Annotated in this window: 21 protein-coding genes; 10 read left to right on the top strand and 11 right to left on the bottom strand. The window is 36.7% G+C overall.

Going from position 1 to position 15,932, the window contains the following annotated elements; genetic code table 11:
* Positions 1-16: 16 nt before the first annotated feature.
* Both ACIQX2_RS13840 and ACIQX2_RS13835 read left to right on the top strand, forming a co-directional pair.
* Complete coding sequence (locus ACIQX2_RS13840; RefSeq protein WP_402851468.1) at positions 17-478, top strand: DUF86 domain-containing protein; 462 nt, start codon at positions 17-19, stop codon at positions 476-478.
* Entirely contained in the window at positions 465-1,229 is a 765-nt protein-coding gene (locus ACIQX2_RS13835; RefSeq protein WP_402851465.1) for a TIGR01457 family HAD-type hydrolase, read from the top strand. The genes ACIQX2_RS13840 and ACIQX2_RS13835 overlap by 14 nt, the downstream gene beginning before the upstream one ends.
* A 29-nt stretch (positions 1,230-1,258) precedes the next feature.
* Here ACIQX2_RS13835 and ACIQX2_RS13830 read toward each other — a convergent pair whose 3' ends face one another.
* Complete coding sequence (locus ACIQX2_RS13830; RefSeq protein ID WP_090567114.1) at positions 1,259-1,495, bottom strand: YuzB family protein; 237 nt, start codon at positions 1,493-1,495, stop codon at positions 1,259-1,261.
* 127 nt (positions 1,496-1,622) lie between these two features.
* Here ACIQX2_RS13830 and ACIQX2_RS13825 point away from each other — a divergent pair, with 127 nt between their 5' ends.
* Positions 1,623-2,690, top strand: a complete 1,068-nt coding sequence (locus tag ACIQX2_RS13825; RefSeq protein ID WP_402851461.1) for an NAD(P)/FAD-dependent oxidoreductase — start codon at positions 1,623-1,625, stop codon at positions 2,688-2,690.
* 67 nt (positions 2,691-2,757) lie between these two features.
* On the opposite strand, the gene ACIQX2_RS13820 is transcribed toward ACIQX2_RS13825, so the two are convergent.
* Entirely contained in the window at positions 2,758-3,081 is a 324-nt protein-coding gene (locus ACIQX2_RS13820; RefSeq protein WP_402851458.1) for a YuzD family protein, read from the bottom strand.
* Positions 3,082-3,163: 82 nt separating this feature from the next.
* Between ACIQX2_RS13820 and ACIQX2_RS13815 the strand changes: the two genes are divergently transcribed.
* A complete protein-coding gene (locus ACIQX2_RS13815) occupies positions 3,164-3,397 on the top strand; it encodes a NifU family protein (RefSeq protein WP_402851455.1) in 234 nt (77 codons plus the stop codon).
* A gap of 34 nt (positions 3,398-3,431) precedes the next feature.
* Here the strand turns inward: ACIQX2_RS13815 and ACIQX2_RS13810 are convergent, their stop codons facing one another.
* Positions 3,432-4,124: a DUF2225 domain-containing protein gene (locus tag ACIQX2_RS13810; RefSeq protein WP_402851452.1), complete on the bottom strand. Its 693-nt coding sequence runs from the start codon at positions 4,122-4,124 to the stop codon at positions 3,432-3,434.
* A 146-nt stretch (positions 4,125-4,270) separates the two neighbouring features.
* On the opposite strand from ACIQX2_RS13810, the gene ACIQX2_RS13805 reads away from it, so the two are divergent.
* From ACIQX2_RS13805 to ACIQX2_RS13790, 4 genes are all read left to right on the top strand, one after another.
* Complete coding sequence (locus ACIQX2_RS13805) at positions 4,271-4,633, top strand: HesB/IscA family protein (protein WP_402852140.1); 363 nt, start codon at positions 4,271-4,273, stop codon at positions 4,631-4,633.
* Between the two features lie 444 nt (positions 4,634-5,077).
* Positions 5,078-6,289 carry an NAD(P)/FAD-dependent oxidoreductase gene (locus tag ACIQX2_RS13800; RefSeq protein ID WP_402851449.1) on the top strand — a complete coding sequence of 404 codons (1,212 nt, stop codon included), beginning with the start codon at positions 5,078-5,080 and terminating at the stop codon, positions 6,287-6,289.
* Positions 6,290-6,423: 134 nt separating this feature from the next.
* Positions 6,424-6,549: a YuiA family protein gene (locus tag ACIQX2_RS13795; protein ID WP_402851446.1), complete on the top strand. Its 126-nt coding sequence runs from the start codon at positions 6,424-6,426 to the stop codon at positions 6,547-6,549.
* A gap of 96 nt (positions 6,550-6,645) precedes the next feature.
* Positions 6,646-6,969 (top strand): YuiB family protein, encoded by a 324-nt coding sequence (locus tag ACIQX2_RS13790; RefSeq protein WP_093062552.1) that lies wholly within the window; start codon positions 6,646-6,648, stop codon positions 6,967-6,969.
* Between the two features lie 143 nt (positions 6,970-7,112).
* Here the strand turns inward: ACIQX2_RS13790 and ACIQX2_RS13785 are convergent, their stop codons facing one another.
* Positions 7,113-7,592 carry a divergent PAP2 family protein gene (locus ACIQX2_RS13785; protein ID WP_402851440.1) on the bottom strand — a complete coding sequence of 160 codons (480 nt, stop codon included), beginning with the start codon at positions 7,590-7,592 and terminating at the stop codon, positions 7,113-7,115.
* A 121-nt stretch (positions 7,593-7,713) separates the two neighbouring features.
* Between ACIQX2_RS13785 and ACIQX2_RS13780 the strand changes: the two genes are divergently transcribed.
* Together ACIQX2_RS13780 and ACIQX2_RS13775 are read left to right on the top strand one after the other, a co-directional pair.
* Positions 7,714-9,216 (top strand): leucyl aminopeptidase, encoded by a 1,503-nt coding sequence (locus ACIQX2_RS13780; protein ID WP_402851438.1) that lies wholly within the window; start codon positions 7,714-7,716, stop codon positions 9,214-9,216.
* A 59-nt stretch (positions 9,217-9,275) separates the two neighbouring features.
* A complete protein-coding gene (locus tag ACIQX2_RS13775; protein ID WP_402851435.1) occupies positions 9,276-9,506 on the top strand; it encodes a hypothetical protein in 231 nt (76 codons plus the stop codon).
* 622 nt (positions 9,507-10,128) lie between these two features.
* Here the strand turns inward: ACIQX2_RS13775 and mnhG are convergent.
* The 7 genes from mnhG to ACIQX2_RS13740 are packed head-to-tail and all read right to left on the bottom strand — an operon-like array spanning position 10,129 to position 15,897.
* Positions 10,129-10,491 carry a monovalent cation/H(+) antiporter subunit G gene (mnhG, locus tag ACIQX2_RS13770; RefSeq protein ID WP_402851432.1) on the bottom strand — a complete coding sequence of 121 codons (363 nt, stop codon included), beginning with the start codon at positions 10,489-10,491 and terminating at the stop codon, positions 10,129-10,131.
* A complete protein-coding gene (locus ACIQX2_RS13765; RefSeq protein WP_402851429.1) occupies positions 10,475-10,756 on the bottom strand; it encodes a Na(+)/H(+) antiporter subunit F1 in 282 nt (93 codons plus the stop codon). The genes mnhG and ACIQX2_RS13765 overlap by 17 nt, the downstream gene beginning before the upstream one ends.
* Complete coding sequence (locus ACIQX2_RS13760) at positions 10,753-11,232, bottom strand: Na+/H+ antiporter subunit E (protein WP_402851427.1); 480 nt, start codon at positions 11,230-11,232, stop codon at positions 10,753-10,755. The genes ACIQX2_RS13765 and ACIQX2_RS13760 overlap by 4 nt, the downstream gene beginning before the upstream one ends.
* Before the next feature lie 2 nt (positions 11,233-11,234).
* The gene (locus ACIQX2_RS13755) at positions 11,235-12,722 is read right to left on the bottom strand and encodes a Na+/H+ antiporter subunit D (protein ID WP_402851424.1); all 1,488 of its coding nucleotides are present in this window, start codon (positions 12,720-12,722) and stop codon (positions 11,235-11,237) included.
* Positions 12,715-13,056 (bottom strand): Na(+)/H(+) antiporter subunit C, encoded by a 342-nt coding sequence (locus ACIQX2_RS13750; protein WP_402851421.1) that lies wholly within the window; start codon positions 13,054-13,056, stop codon positions 12,715-12,717. The genes ACIQX2_RS13755 and ACIQX2_RS13750 overlap by 8 nt, the downstream gene beginning before the upstream one ends.
* A complete protein-coding gene (locus ACIQX2_RS13745; protein WP_093062543.1) occupies positions 13,056-13,478 on the bottom strand; it encodes a Na(+)/H(+) antiporter subunit B in 423 nt (140 codons plus the stop codon). Before ACIQX2_RS13745 ends, ACIQX2_RS13750 begins: the two co-directional genes overlap by 1 nt.
* The gene (locus tag ACIQX2_RS13740; protein WP_402851416.1) at positions 13,465-15,897 is read right to left on the bottom strand and encodes a Na+/H+ antiporter subunit A; all 2,433 of its coding nucleotides are present in this window, start codon (positions 15,895-15,897) and stop codon (positions 13,465-13,467) included. Before ACIQX2_RS13740 ends, ACIQX2_RS13745 begins: the two co-directional genes overlap by 14 nt.
* Positions 15,898-15,932 lie beyond the last annotated feature (35 nt).

Genomic DNA, 15,932 nt, shown 5'->3' with positions numbered 1-15,932 from the left:
ATTAGGAGGCTTTTCAATGTATTTTGTAGATAGAAAAAAAATTGCTTTAACATTGGCTCATATGAATCAGTTGTTAAACCTTATAGAGACAAAAAAAGATTGGCAAGCAGATGAAGTATCCAAATTAGCGTTTGAGCGAATTGGTCATAATATTATAGAATCAATTATCGATGTAGGTAATTCGATGATTGACGGCTTTATCATGCGCGATCCAGGTGGTTACGATGATATTATCGATATTTTAACGGATGAAAAAGTTATCTCTGTAGAGATGGATGGTCCATTGAAGGAAGTAATCACTTTTAGAAAAGTTCTCGTTCGTCAATTTTATGCGGTAGACCATGCAAAACTACAGGAAGTTCTAACGAAGAATTTGCAATACCTTAAGCAATTTCCTACAGTAGTGGAAACCTATTTAATAGAAGAGTTAGGCCCGGTTTCTGCTTTTTTACCTGAGGATTCCAATGTTAAATTATAAGGCATACTTTATAGATTTAGATGGAACCGTTTATAGAGGGAAAACACCAATTCCTGAGGCTGTAGAATTTGTACATTATTTGCAAAGCAATGGAACCCCGCCTTTTTTCGTTACGAATAATTCTTCGTTGACGCAAAAACAGCTTCAGGAAAAGCTAGCAATGATGGATATTCATACAGATACTGAACATATTATTTCATCAGCAATTGCTGCCGCTAACTACATTAACGAGTATATACCGGGCAAAGAGGTATTTATGATCGGTGAAACTGGATTGGAAGATGCGCTTGAAACGAGAGGCATTTCCATCACTACTGGAATGGCGGACATTGTTGTTCTTGGAATTGATCGCGCTATTAATTATGAAAAGCTAGCTACTGCCTGTCTTTCTATACGTGCTGGAGCAGCATTCTTATCCACTAATAGTGATCATGCTTTTCCTTCAGAAGTAGGATTTTTGCCTGGTAATGGGGCATTTACAAAACTAGTGGAGCATTCAACTGGAGTAGAGCCTTTATATATGGGGAAACCACAACCTTTTATGTTAGAGTTCATACAAAAACAATATGGATATACTAAAGAGGAAATGGTTATGATTGGTGATAATTATCAAACAGATATTTTGACCGGAATTCGTATGGGGATTGACACAGTGCATGTGAACAGTGGAGTAAATAGTACCACTGAGGTGAAGCTTCAGGCACAGCAACCTACTTATTTTTTAGAATCTTTATGCGAGTGGACAAAATAAAAAAGACTGTAGATTAAAGTCACAGTCTTTTAAAATAAAGGATTGTCCTCTATATATTGATAAATGTTTGCAACAAGTTCACTTGGGGTATTTGCTTCTACAACTTCACCATTAACTATGGCAAATAAAGTTTCAGAACAGAGGGAGCAATAACTCAGGCAACCGTATTCTAAAACATCTAAATTGGAGTCCTGTTCCAATATGTCAAAAGCTTCTTGGGAACCATTTGCAAGGTTGCTTATGCAAAATTCAACCATTGGATTCACAGCTGTTCACCTCACTACAAGGACATGCTACTCTTTTTTAAAGAAAACGTCAATTAAGATGTTCTATTGTGAAATGTATCACAATCTATTATAATTTGAGATGACATTAAATTTAAGGGAGAATATTATGCGAAAATTAGTCTTGTTAGGTGGGGGATATGGGAATATGCGAATATTACTTCGTTTATTGCCAAATAATTTCCCTGATGATGTAGAAATTACTTTAATAGATAGAACACCGTTTCATAGTTTAAAAACAGAATTTTATGCGCTTGCTGCAGGTACATCTCCGGATAGTGGCATTCGTGTTGCATTTCCAGAGCACGAAAAATTAAAGATAACTTATGGGGAAATTATTGAAATAGATGTAGATAGCAAACACGTCCTATTAGCAGATGGACAATCTATTTCTTATGATGACCTTGTAATTGGTCTTGGATGCGAAGACAAATACCATAACGTCCCTGGAGCAGACGAATTTACTTATAGTATTCAAACAATTGGTCGTTCAAGAGATACGTATAATAAAATCGGAGGTTTACCTTCAGGCTCGGTTGTAGGTATTGTTGGAGCTGGACTAAGTGGAATTGAACTGGCGAGTGAACTACGTGAAAGCCGCCCGGACTTGTCTATAAAGTTATTTGACCGCAGTCCACGTGTTTTAAGAGACTTCCCAGAAAGATTAAGTAATTATGTCCAAAAGTGGTTCGACACGAATAATGTAGAAGTTGTTAGTAATTCGAACATTACTAAAGTAGAGCCGAACAAATTATATAATCATGAAGAAATAATTCCTGTGGACGTAGTAGTTTGGACAGCTGGTATTCAACCAGCGGCTGCTGTAAGAGCTCTACCGGGGGAAAAAGATAAAACGGGTCGCGTTATTTTAACACAATATCACGACTTACCAAGCTATCCAAATGTATATGTTGTTGGTGATGCTGCATCTCTACCTTTAGCACCGAGTGCCCAGTTGGCAGAAGAACAAGCAGAGCAAATTGTTAAAGTGCTTCAAGCTCGCTGGAAAGATGAGCCACTTCCTGAAAAGATGCCAGAAATCAAACTTAAAGGATTCATGGGATCTCTTGGGAAAAAACAAGGTTTTGCATATTTGGCAGATATCTCAGTAACTGGTCGAATCGCACGATTGATGAAATCAGGCTTACTTTGGATGTATAAACGCCATAACGGGTAATAAAACATAATATGTTGTTAAAGCAGTCTTCTCTAAAATGAGTTGACTGCTTTTGGTTTATCTAATGTTATTCTGAATAGCCATATTTCTCTAAAGCAGCATAAATCGGTTTAAGCTGGATATAGCCTTCTCCAATCATCTCACCATTAATCATCACGAGTGGATAAAAAAATTCATCCTCTGTTATTCGATTGGCTATTTGTTGCTGTTTTTCATTCTCAATTGGCTTTTCGATATCGATATAACTGAAAGTAACTTGGTGATTTGGGAATTTACGGTCGATAGCAGCTTGTAGCCATTCATATGTATCCTTTGACGACGGCGCATTTACGCAACTAGCGCAAACAATATCTGCTCCATAAATTTCTATATTTAAAGATTGAAACGACACATTGGTGACCTCCTTGGAATTCTTTAATGGATTTTTTCTCTCCTTCACATTATAATGATTATAGTGAAAGGAGTCGATAGATATGACTGATACAATGAATGAACAAGTTCAAGAAGTTTTAGATAAATTGCGCCCATTTTTACTTCGTGATGGAGGAGACTGCGAGCTTGTAGATGTTGAAGATGGTATTGTAAAACTGCGCCTTTTAGGAGCTTGTGGGAGCTGCCCAAGTTCAACGATAACACTTAAAGCTGGTATAGAACGTGCACTTTTGGAAGAGGTTCCAGGAGTAGTAGAAGTAGAACAAGTATTTTAATAAAAACAAAAGTATAACTAAAAAAAGAAGCCTTTCAAAGGGCTTCTTTTTCTTTTCGAGCTCTAATTTCTTGCCACCGATCTTTTGCCATATCAATAACTTTTGGTTCAATAGAAGAGTTCTGTTTTTCAATTACCTTTGAGAAATAACGCGTTGCATATTCAATATCACCAATTTTTCTGGATAACTCTGCTATTAAATAGAGAATACGAGTTTCAGACATTTGAGTGCCATTATAATCATCGTTTGAATAGGAGTCCGCATAGCGATCACGAGCGATTTCCATAAATCGAATTTCATCTTCATTCCTATCCTGAAAACGATACAACCATGCTGTACGAAGAGCTAATCCTGCAATACTTACAAACTTTTCTTTTTTTAATGTACCAGAAAGAATTCCTAGTTTATAGGCCATAATTCCCTCTTCAAGCGATCGCTCATTGCCAAAAGATCTTGGTGTCCATTTACTAGCAATTTGTTCTTGGATTATTTCCTTAATTCCTGGAGCAAAATATTTGGTGAAATCCTCTGTAAATGAAAACCCACAATGCTCACATACAAATGTGTTATATAATAAAGGATTTACTTCTATGTTTTCATATATAGGTCGAAAGTCTGTGTCATGTTCTACAACCTTTATAAATTTGGAACGGACCTTAGTCGTTTTAAACTTTAACTTACAATGTAAGCATTCAATATCCTTTTGATAATAGGGAGTAAGTTCCACCTTAAGTCCTCTTTTCTCACGATTTATTTATAGTTCTATTATACTTGATAAACATTTTGAAAGCGAAATAAATATTCAAGTAGTTTTCCTTGTGTACATAGTAAAAACATTGATATGATAGAAGGAAGAAAGGGAAGGTGATTCAGATGTCAGAAGTAGTTATTTTATCTGAAGCGGCAGCTTACCGTGTTAAAGAAATGATGACGCATAACGGAGAAGAAGGCTCTGCCCTTCGTGTATCAGTAAATGGTGGTGGATGCAGCGGTCTTTCTTATGGTATGGGATTTGATAAAGAAAAACAACAAGAAGATATAGAGCTTCATCAGCATGGAATTGATATATTAGTGTCAAACGAGGACGCTTCTATTCTAACAGGAACGACCATCGATTATAAGGAATCATTAATGGGGGGCGGGTTTACGATTGAAAACCCTAATGCCATTGCATCTTGCGGTTGTGGTACTTCATTCAGAACTGCTAAAAAAGAAGGAACTCCAGAAAGCTGTTAACTACTAGCAAGAACATTTTCTATTAATGGAAATGTTCTTTTTTTATGCATTAGAAATTTATAAGGCACGTGAAAATATAAATAATACCCCTGATTTCCATTTCAAGTGGATGCTTTCCGTGGGGGGGGAGTGATGATTCTTCACCGTGCAAAGCTCTTCGAAATCGATAGAAACAGGTTTTGACTTTGAAGTATATGATGTTTTATTATTCACTTTTATTTTTTTTCTTTAAATTTTATTTGCGTAATATAGTATTGTATGCGTTATTAGCAGTATTTTCAGATGTTTACAATTACGCAACATTGTGTTGAAATCGTATGAGAAAAGGTCTAAAATAGAAGTTAAGGGTTTTTGTCGAACAATAGACAAAGATGAAGAGTTTAATGATGTATTTTTTGTGTCATAACTTTTCTTAAAAAATATAAAAAGGTGGTTGCGATCTTCGTGAAAAGACCAACAATTCTAGTATTAGGTGCGGGTTATGGTGGACTATCTACAGTAGTAAACCTTCAAAAATTAGTAGGTGCAAATGAAGCGGATATTACTTTAATCAATAAAAACGATTATCATTATGAATCTACATGGTTACATGAAGCTTCTGCTGGTACATTAAGTCCAGATCAAGTTCGTTATGATGTGAAAAGTGTTATCAATTCTAGTAAAGTAAACTTTATAAAAGCAACTGTTGATGCAATTGACGTTAATACGAAAAAAGTAACAACTAGTACTGGTGAGTATACATATGACTACCTAGTAATTGGTTTGGGCTTTGAAGGTGAAACATTCGGCATTCCAGGCCTAGATAAATATGCACTTTCAATTGCTAATGTAAATGCTGCTCGTCAAATTCGTGATCATATTGAATATCAATTTGCTACATGGTCAACAGAGGAAGTGCAAGATGATACTCGCTTAACAATCGTAGTAGGTGGAGCAGGATTCTCTGGCATTGAATTCTTAGGTGAATTAGGAAATCGTGTGCCTGAGCTTTGTAAAGAGTATGATGTACCTAAAGAGAAAGTTCGTGTAGTTTGTGTTGAGGCAGCTCCAATGGTATTACCAGGATTCGATCCCGAGCTAGTTGAATATGCAGTAAGACAATTAGAAGCTAAAGGAATTGAATTCTCTATTGGAACTCCAGTAGTAGAAGCAACTCCAGAAGGCGTAAAAATTAAAAAAGGCGAAGAGGAATTCGAATTCATCAAAGCAGGCACAGTTGTATGGGCTGCAGGAGTTCGCGGAAATCGCTTAATCGAAACATCAGGTATTGAAAATATGCGTGCACGTGTTAAAGTAGATAAAGATATGAGAGCTCCTGGATTCCCAGATGTCTTCATCGTTGGAGATTGTGCTCTAATGATCAATGAAGAAGCTAACCGTCCATATCCACCAACAGCTCAAATTGCAATGCAACAAGCAGTAACTGTAGCCAAAAATATTGTTGCTCTTATGAATGGTAATGCAACAGAAGAATTTACACCAAGCTTAAAAGGAACTGTGTGTTCTTTAGGCGAACATGATGCAATTGGCGATGTAATGGGAAGAAAACTTACAGGTACAAAAGCATCTATCATGAAAAAAGTAATCGATAATCGTGCACTTTACATGATCGGTGGAATTCCACTAGTAGTGAAAAAAGGTAAATTTAGCTTATAATCGAAAGTTATTATGGAAGCTCCTACTTATTTTGTAGGAGTTTTTCTATTTTATAATACTTCTCCTTTACAAATAAATTTGCACATGGTATATTATCAGAATATTAAAAATAGATTGAGAAGGAGACGATTGATATGACAAAAATGAGTACACAAACGAAAAATACGCATTGTCCTTATTGCAAAGGGGAGGGTTACTTCCAACTGCGATTAGGGGGATCCGAAACCTGCAATTATTGTAATGGTTCAGGAAGAAAGTAAAGTAGATTATGACAAAAAAGTGAAAACAAATATGTTCATTGAATACTAACCTCCATTAAGGTAAACTATTTACAGATGTTACGGAGGTTATATAAAATGGAGTTTATGTTAGTTCAAATGATACTTTCAGTTGTTATATTTTTTGTCATGTTTTTTGGAATCGCCTTCTTATTGAATATGTTACTTCGTATGACATGGTTCATGGCCATCCTTTATCCAATTGTAGTTGTTCTTATAATTGATGAAGTTGGATTTTTCGATTACTTTACAAAACCAGGCTCGGCTTTTTCTGCTCTAGGGGAAAAAATTGTTTCTCTTCATGCTGCAGATATAATTATTTTAGCAGGTGGTCTTGTAGGTGCAATCGCTGCAGGCTTTGTCATAAAATATTTAAGAAAAAATGGATACCAAATGTTTTAATAGTAAAAGGATGGCTACATTTGCAGCCATCCTTTTTATTATTTAGGAAATTTAAAATTCTGTGCCTATTGAAAACTACTTATAGTGATTCTTCGACCAGACTCTAGCGTCTTTCAGGGCTAACATAGGCGCTTGCGCATTTGTTATTTTTGAATGAAGGTATAAATAATAATAGAAATTAGTATACCCGTAATGGCTCCCATGAAAACTTCAATTGGCTTATGACCAAGTAAGGTTTTCAGTTCTTCCATTTTTTCTTCGTTCTTTTTATGTGACCAATCTTTCGTTTGCTCTACAAACAATTGAAAATCAACGCGCATCTGATTAATCATAATTGCTTGTTGGCCAGCCTGAAAACGGACTCCTGTTGCATCGAACATAACGATTACGGCAAATACGGTTGCAACTGCAAATAATGGAGAACCAAGTCCTGTTTCATAAGCAATAGCGGTACATAAGGATGTAACTGCAGCAGAGTGAGAACTAGGCATTCCACCAGTAGAAGTGAATAATGACCAATCCAATTTTCTCGTCATCAAAAAGTGAATTGGAATTTTGACGAATTGTGCAAAGAAAATAGAAAAAAGTGCAGCCATAAGTGGAGTATTTTGGAGGATTGCCAAAGTAGACACCGCCTTTCATTTGAAGTTATCTTATGGATAGTATAACACACTCAAACAATTCGAAAAATACGAAAGGTTCCTATATAATAAGATTATATTCAAAATAGTAGGGGGAAAAATAATGATTATCCATACAAATGAAGTATTATTTGAAGAAGTGCAATCAGAAACGCTAGTAGTGGGTGTTTCTAAGCACGTTGAAAACACACCGAAATGGGATGCTTTCTTAAAAATTTTTGGAGAACATATTGGTGACTGGGTAAAGAGTGGAGATATATCTACGGAATTAAAGAAAATCGTTAAAATTCCAGTATCCAACCATGAGGCAGTAAAAAGAATACTTTTTGTTGGACTAGGTGATCGAAAACAATTAACACAAGAGAAAGTACGGGAAACATTTGGACTTGTCGGGAAGGAATTACTAACTAGTAAGCCAGAGTCCTTAGGAGTTTGGATACCATCATTCACTACTGATGCAATAACTGTAGCAGATGTTGCTTATTTAGCGGCAGAAGGTATTGGTATGGGTTCATTTACATATGAAGGATATAAAACAACTTCGAATGTTCCCGATTATTATTTACCGTCTATTGAATTGTTAATGGACGAAGAAGATGACGAAGTCGTTTCATATTTTGAAGTAGGCACTATTTATGCAGATGCGGTTAATGAAGCAAGAATTCTTGTTAATACGCCTGGAAATGTATTAACTTCCACTCAATTAGGAGAATATGCGAGAGAGCTTGGAGAAACATACGGATTTGAAACAGAGATTCTTGGGAAGAAAGAAATTGAAGAGCTTGGCATGGGCGCACTTCTTGCAGTAAACCAAGGCTCCGTTGAAGAACCACGTCTTATTGCCTTAAAATATCAAGCAACAGATGATTGGACGGATGTTGTAGGTTTAGTAGGGAAAGGTATTACCTTTGATACAGGTGGATACTCTATTAAAACGAAAACAGGAATCGTTGGTATGAAGGGGGATATGGGAGGAGCAGCAGCTGTTTTAGGTGCAATGCAAATTATTGGTGAGCTTCGTCCAAACAAAAACGTCATCGCTGTCATTGCTTCAACAGACAATATGATTTCAGGTAATGCATTTAAACCAGATGATGTTATTACATCTATGAGTGGTAAAACGATTGAAATTTTAAATACAGATGCTGAAGGGCGCTTAGTTTTAGCAGATGCTGTTACTTATGCAAAACAACAAGGTGCGAATTATATTGTGGACGTTGCAACGTTAACTGGCGGTGTTATTACGGCATTAGGTTACGATAAAACGGGTGCATTAACCAACAATGAGGAATTCTTCGAAACCTTCATGGAATCCTCACTTGAGACTGGTGAATTCGTTTGGAGATTGCCACTAACTGAAAACGATAAAAAACGTATTCGTAAAAGTGATGTAGCAGATCTGAATAATTCACCTGGTGGAGATGGTCATATGATTTTCGGTGGAGGATTTGTTGGGGAATTCGTAGAGGAAACTCCGTGGATTCATCTAGATATTGCTGGTACATCTGATACAAAATCTGCTCATGACTTTGGACCAAAAGGTGGTACTGGTGTCATGGTACGTACATTGGCTACATTAGTGGAAAGAATGGCAGACCAAGAGTAGGGCAAACACACAGACTCACTTTCCCCAGTGGCATACACTGAGAGGAAAGGAGGAGTAGCATGGTAAGATTTCGGGGAGGTTATAATAGGGGTCCTGGATATGGTGGATTTGGTGGCCGAGGCTTTGGAGTCCCATTTGTAGGAGGCTTAGTCGGAGGGCTTGTAGGTTCTGCATTATATGGAGGATACGGAGGGTATAGACAGCCATACCCATATTATCCATATCCTTATTACTATCCATATCCATATCCATATCCTTATTACTATCCATATACGCCATATCCTTATTAGTCATACTAAGGCGGTTATTACTAACAATAGCGGTTTCTAGAAAAAAGCTTCTGTACCCTCGGTTAATCCGTGCGTACAGAAGCTTTATTTTTATAGATCGAGAAAGTATCTAAAAATATACTGTCAACAATGGGATCAAGATAGATTTTAGAATAAATAATACTGGGATAAAGCAGTCTGTTGAATTAGAGATATATTTTGCAATGAAGGATAAAGAAAGAAGATCTTCTTTTCTACTAGTAGAAATAAGTATTCACTAAATAAAGAAGGGGAATAGCGAACGAAATTGCATCTTCGAGAGCTCCCACTATGTATAAGGAAAGTATCTTTTCTTTAGTTAAACAAAAACGCACTAACCTATTTCTTAGTGTTGTAGGAGGGCGGTGGATGACCATAAGATTACCGAAAAAAGGGATGCTGGTGATGACGGACGTCACTACCGGCATCCCTAAAATTCACTCGCTAACAATATAGCAACACGTCCGTCTAAAGCTATTCGAAAACGATAGAAACAGGTATTGAACATAAATTTTGGCTGTTTTTTCTTCTTTAATAAAAAATAAGCCTGTTTTTGAAAAGTGTATTTTCAAAACAGGCTCATTATATTTGATTCCAAATATTGTTATTGAAGCTTTTCTCTTTTCTTTTTAACGACTTCAGCTAAATCATCGCGTACTGTTTTATTGGATAATTTAACGCCTGACAGGTAAGCTGCACGACCCATCATATGACCACCAACTGGTCCAGTGATGAATAGAAAAACAATCCCAAGTAGAATACGAGAATTGAAATGACCTTCGATTAACCAAAAATGAATAAATACCCCTAGTAAAATGCTCATAACCCCTAAAGTTGCGCTTTTTGAAGCGGCATGCGCGCGAGAAAAAGCATCGGGTAATCGGATTAAACCAATTGCAGTAACGAGGATGAAGATAGTACCAAAAGAAATTGTTGCAAAGATAAGTATATTAGCTATTACGGTCACGTTGAATAATTTCTCCCTTCTCCGTGAATTTAGAAAAAGCTACTGTCCCGATAAAGGAGAGAACTGCTAGTAGTAATATAACTTCTAGGAAAAAGACAGTATCGAAAAGAATGGATATTAACCCAATCAGCGTAATAAGTCCAACACCTATAGCATCTAAAGCAATAACGCGGTCTGGAGTAGAAGGACCCTTCACTAGGCGATAAACAAAGCCTAGAACGCTTAAACTTATTAAGACAACGATTATCCATAGAAAAGTTATCATGATCTACTCACCTCCAAAATTGCTTTTTCAAATGTATTACGTATGGATTCTATTGCTTCATCAATATCTTCAAAATCGATCGAATGGATATACAAAATTTTATTGTCATCCGAAATATCAATAACTATCGTACCAGGAGTTAAAGTGATCAAACTAGACAATAAAGTAATCTCCCAGTCTTGTTCGAGTACAGTCGGCATCGCAAAGATTGCAGGACGAATAGGCATGGTTGGCTTTAATATTAACTTCAATACAGAGATGTTCGACAACACAAGCTCTTTAATAAATAAAGTACCTAGTTTGATGACTGCCCATAGTCGGTCCATATAAAATCTAGTACTCAAGGATTTACGTAGCATGAACAGCATGAGCAACCCGAGTATATAACCGACAATGAACGTTGTAGGTTTAAATGATACAGACAGGAACATCCACGTAAATGCGATTAGTACATTCAATAAGATTTGGAAAGCCATAATTATTTCACCCCTTCGAATACAGCATCAACATATATAGAAGGGTCAAGGAGCACATTCGTTGCATCGGACATAAATGGCACTAAGTATTCCGCACCTACACCATAAAGGACTGTAATTCCCGCTAATGTGATGGCTGGAGCTAATAGATGACGATAATTCTTTTTACTAATAAGATGCTCTCCTTTTTCCTCTCCCCAAAATGCATAGATGAAAATACGAATTGCTGAGAGTAAAACTAAAAGACTGGAGGCCAGGATGAAAATGCTTTGCCATAATAGCTCTCCTTCAAATCCACCTTGCACGATTAAAAGTTTCCCTATAAAACCACTAAGCGGTGGAATACCAGCTAATCCGAATGCAACGATTAAGTAGCTCCATCCAAGCAATGGATAACGCTTCATAAGACCACCCATTTTACGTAAATCGGCTGTGCCTGTTATTTTGATAATTATTCCTATGAATAGAAATAACGCACCTTTAATGAGAATATCGTGTATCAAATAAAATACAGAGCCCATCATTCCGTTTTCATTCATAACAGATGCTCCAAACAAAATTACACCGACTGCTATAACTATATTGTAAATAATAATTTGTTTTACATCAAAATACGCTAGTGCTCCTATACAACCCACCACAATAGTAATTATCGATAGGATCATCAATAAGTTATGCGTATATCCAACATCGGCTGTGAAGAACAGTGTATATGTTCGTATAATTGCGTATACCCCAACTTTTGTAAGCAATGCGCCAAACAGAGCAAGTACGGGCACAGGTGGCGCTGCATACGAGCCTGGTAACCAAAAGAATAACGGGAATATACCACCTTTTATACCAAATACGATTAGGAACAGCACCGCTATAACAGTTACGATACCAGAAGGTCCTATTTCAGCAAGCTTCACAGAAATGTCCGCCATATTCAGCGTACCGACTACAGAATACAAATAACCAACTGTAATTACAAACAACGAGGAGGAAACAATATTAACGATTATGTATTTAATCGACTCTTTTAACTGAATTTTTTCTCCTCCTAAAACAATCAAAACATAAGAGGACATTAATAACACTTCAAAGAATACAAACATATTGAAAATATCACCAGTAGTAAATGCGCCATTCACACCTGTGAGCATAAATAGTATTGCAGGGTAATAAAATCCTTTTTCTCGTTCTTCGCCGATCGCAGTAAAACTATACCACACGACAAATAATGCGATGATTAGTGAAGAAGTAACCAATAAAACAGAAAACATATCAGAAACCATCGTAATTCCAAATGGTGGTGCCCAGCTACCTAATGTCAGAGTTTGCACTCCATTTACTTTTACTTTGTAAAGTAAAACGAAGGAGGAAGCTAAAGCGAATAATAAACCAATCATTGTTACAATTCGCTGAGCTTTCACTTTTTTAGGAAAAAATAATAAAACAGCGGCAAACAGAAAGGGAATTAGGACAGGAAATAATAATAAGTTAATCATTGTCTTCGTTTCCTTTCATCAAATCCATATTGTCGGTACCAACAACTTTATATGCGCGGTAAGCTAACACGAGCGAAAATGCAGTTACACCAAAACTAATAACAATAGCTGTTAATATAAGTGCTTGTGGTAGGGGGTCTACATAATCAGTGATTCCTTCTGCTAAAACTGGAGCAGATTCTCCACCTAATCCACCCATTGTCAGTAGTAATAGATGTGTTCCATGACTTAGAAGGCCAGTGCCAATTATTATACGTAATAAACTTCTAGAAAGTATTAAATAGACGGCAGCCATAAATAGAAAGCCGATTAAAATGGACATAAGAATCTCCATTATTCATCTCCTCCTATCATCTGAATGATGTTCATCGTTACGCCTACAACTACCAGGTATACGCCTGTATCGAAAAACATAGCAGTATGGATAGAGGTTTCTCCGAGTAGCGGTAAGTTAAAGTAATCATAGACATGAGTGAAGAAAGGCACATTAAAGTAAATGGAACCTGCTGCGGTTAATAATGAAATTAATAAGCCGATGGCAGTAATTACTGTGTAATTGAACGGTAGCATGTCCCGAACCGTTTTCAAATCAAAAGCTAGCATGAGTAAAACGATTGCGCTTGACATGACAAGTCCGCCAACAAATCCTCCACCAGGTGTATAGTGACCTGCAAAAAAGATATGAATGGAGAATAGAAAGATGATGAAAAATACTACTTTTGTAGTCGTTTGAATAATTAAATCATTTGTTTTCAACTTTTCTAGCTCCTTTCTTTTTTGCGAGGCGAACTGTGATCATACCGATAATTCCCAAAGATGCAATCGTAAGTACACTAATTTCAAACAATGTATCGAAGCCACGGTAATCTACTAAAATAACATTGACAATATTCCCTCCACCAGCCTCTGAATATACGGTTTCCTTGTAGTACTCTGAGATGGATTTAACTAGCTTTTGCGAATGGGAAGCAATAGCTATTAGGGAAACCATTACCCCTACTCCTAAAGCGATAAGGAAATTATTCAAGCGGAAAAGACGATCTTCTTTTCCTTTTTCATACTTATCCATTTTAGGCAGATGATAAAATGCTCCTAAGAATAGGGCAACCGAAACAGTTTCGATCACTAACTGAGTTAGAGCAAGGTCAGGCGCTTTAAAGATGATGTAAAATAACGCCACCGTGTAACCAACAGCTCCAAGGGAAATAATTGCAGTTAGTCTTGACTTTGTAACTAAAATAGTAATTGTGCTTATAATTAACACAACGGAGATTAATATCTCAAAGAATTGAATTGGTGCTAAATTAGTGAAATCTATAACAAATGCATCTCTTGTCCACATCGTGAAAGCCAATAGAGCAATAAACGCTGCGAACATATAGATTAAGTACGATCGAATAGACCCTGTCATATAACTTGAGGATAGGCGATTAGCACCTTTATCTGATAGATTCATCAGTCCACCGTAAAATCCGTTGAGTGAGATTTTAGTTGGCAACATTCCATATACAGGAGCCCATTTTGCAATTGTTTTGTACAAAAGGAAACCTATTAAAAAGACGGCAAGTGTCATATACAATGCTATAGAATCAAAGCCATGCCATGCTTTAATATAAAAGCCAACATCTGCTGGAACTTGATACGCTAGTGGCTGAATGGCAGCTACAGCCGGTTTTATAAAAGTGTTACCAAAAAAGTTAGGTACAAAGAATATGACAATCACTAATATTGCTAATATTGCCGGAGCTACAAGCATACCAAATGGCGCTTCATGAGCTTTTTTAGGTAATTGCTCTGGTTTGTATTTTCCACGGAATGTGTGGAATACGAAGTACAGGCTATAAACAAATGTGAAAACACTTGCTATCCAAGCAACTATTGGAAACAGCATCCACCATGACTCTAAAGAATGGACATTAAAATGCTGTAAAGAAAGAGTAGCATCTAAAAACATTTCCTTACTTAAGAATCCATTAAATAGTGGGATACCGGCCATTGAGAAACTTCCTATCATAGCAATTGTAAAGCTAATAGGCATCAAGCTCATTAACCCGCCGAGCTTACGTATGTCTCGTGTGCCCGTTTCATGATCAACAATACCTGCAATCATAAACAAGCTGCCTTTAAATGTAGCATGATTCATTAAGTGGAAAATCGCTGCAAAAGAAGCGAATGCAAAGGTAGTTACTAAATCTCCAGTAACGTGATAGGAAATAGAGCCGATACCAAGTAAGGACATAATTAGCCCAAGCTGACTTACTGTAGAGAAAGCTAGTATGGCCTTTAAATCGGTTTGCTTCACAGCAAAGATAGAGCCCCAAAATAATGTCAGTAATCCTACACCGGTTACGAGCCAAACCCAAACTTCTGATAAAGCGAATATAGGTGTGAATCTTGCAACTAAATATAAGCCTGCTTTAACCATTGTTGCTGAGTGCAAGTATGCACTAACCGGAGTTGGTGCTTCCATTGCATCCGGTAACCAAATGTAAAATGGGAACTGTGCTGACTTCGTAAATGCCCCGATTAGTACGAGCACAAGTGATAATATAAAGAATTCTTGACCAACAAGTGTTGGTGCTTGTTCTATCAATTCACGAATAGAGAATGTTTCTCCCATAATTCCTAGTAAGACGAATCCCCCAAGCATCATCAGACCACCGAAAACAGTTATCATCATCGATTTTAAAGCACCAAATCTAGAACGATCCTTTGTATACCAATATCCAATAAGTAGGAAGGACGATATAGAAGTTAATTCCCAGAAGAAATACAAACTAATGAGGTGATCTGATTGAACAACTCCAAGCATTGCACTCATAAATAGTAAAAGGTAAACGTAAAAGTTACCTAGTTTCTCTCTCTCTTTATCCATATAGAAGATAGAGTAGAGAACGACTAATGCCCCAATTCCTGTTATGAGTAAGGAAAACAGTAAACTAAGCCCATCTATGTATGAAACCAACGATATATCCAATGATGGAATCCATTCAAATTTGTCTATATATGTAGTGCCATCCATAATAGCGGATATATAAGTTACATAATAGCCAACTAAAACAACGGGTACTATTAATACAAACCACCCTGTATGGATACTTGAAATTTTCTTGAATAAAAATGGAATCACAATAGCCACAAGGATAGGCAAGAAAATTGCAAAAATTAAGGACAAGGGAATACTCCTCTCAAGTGTATGTAATTAAATGC

The sequence above is a fragment of the Psychrobacillus sp. NPDC096623 genome, from assembly GCF_044762655.1.
GTDB lineage: Bacteria > Bacillota > Bacilli > Bacillales_A > Planococcaceae > Psychrobacillus.
Note: the sequence above shows the minus strand (reverse complement) of the source record. Positions and strands in the feature narration are given on the sequence as shown.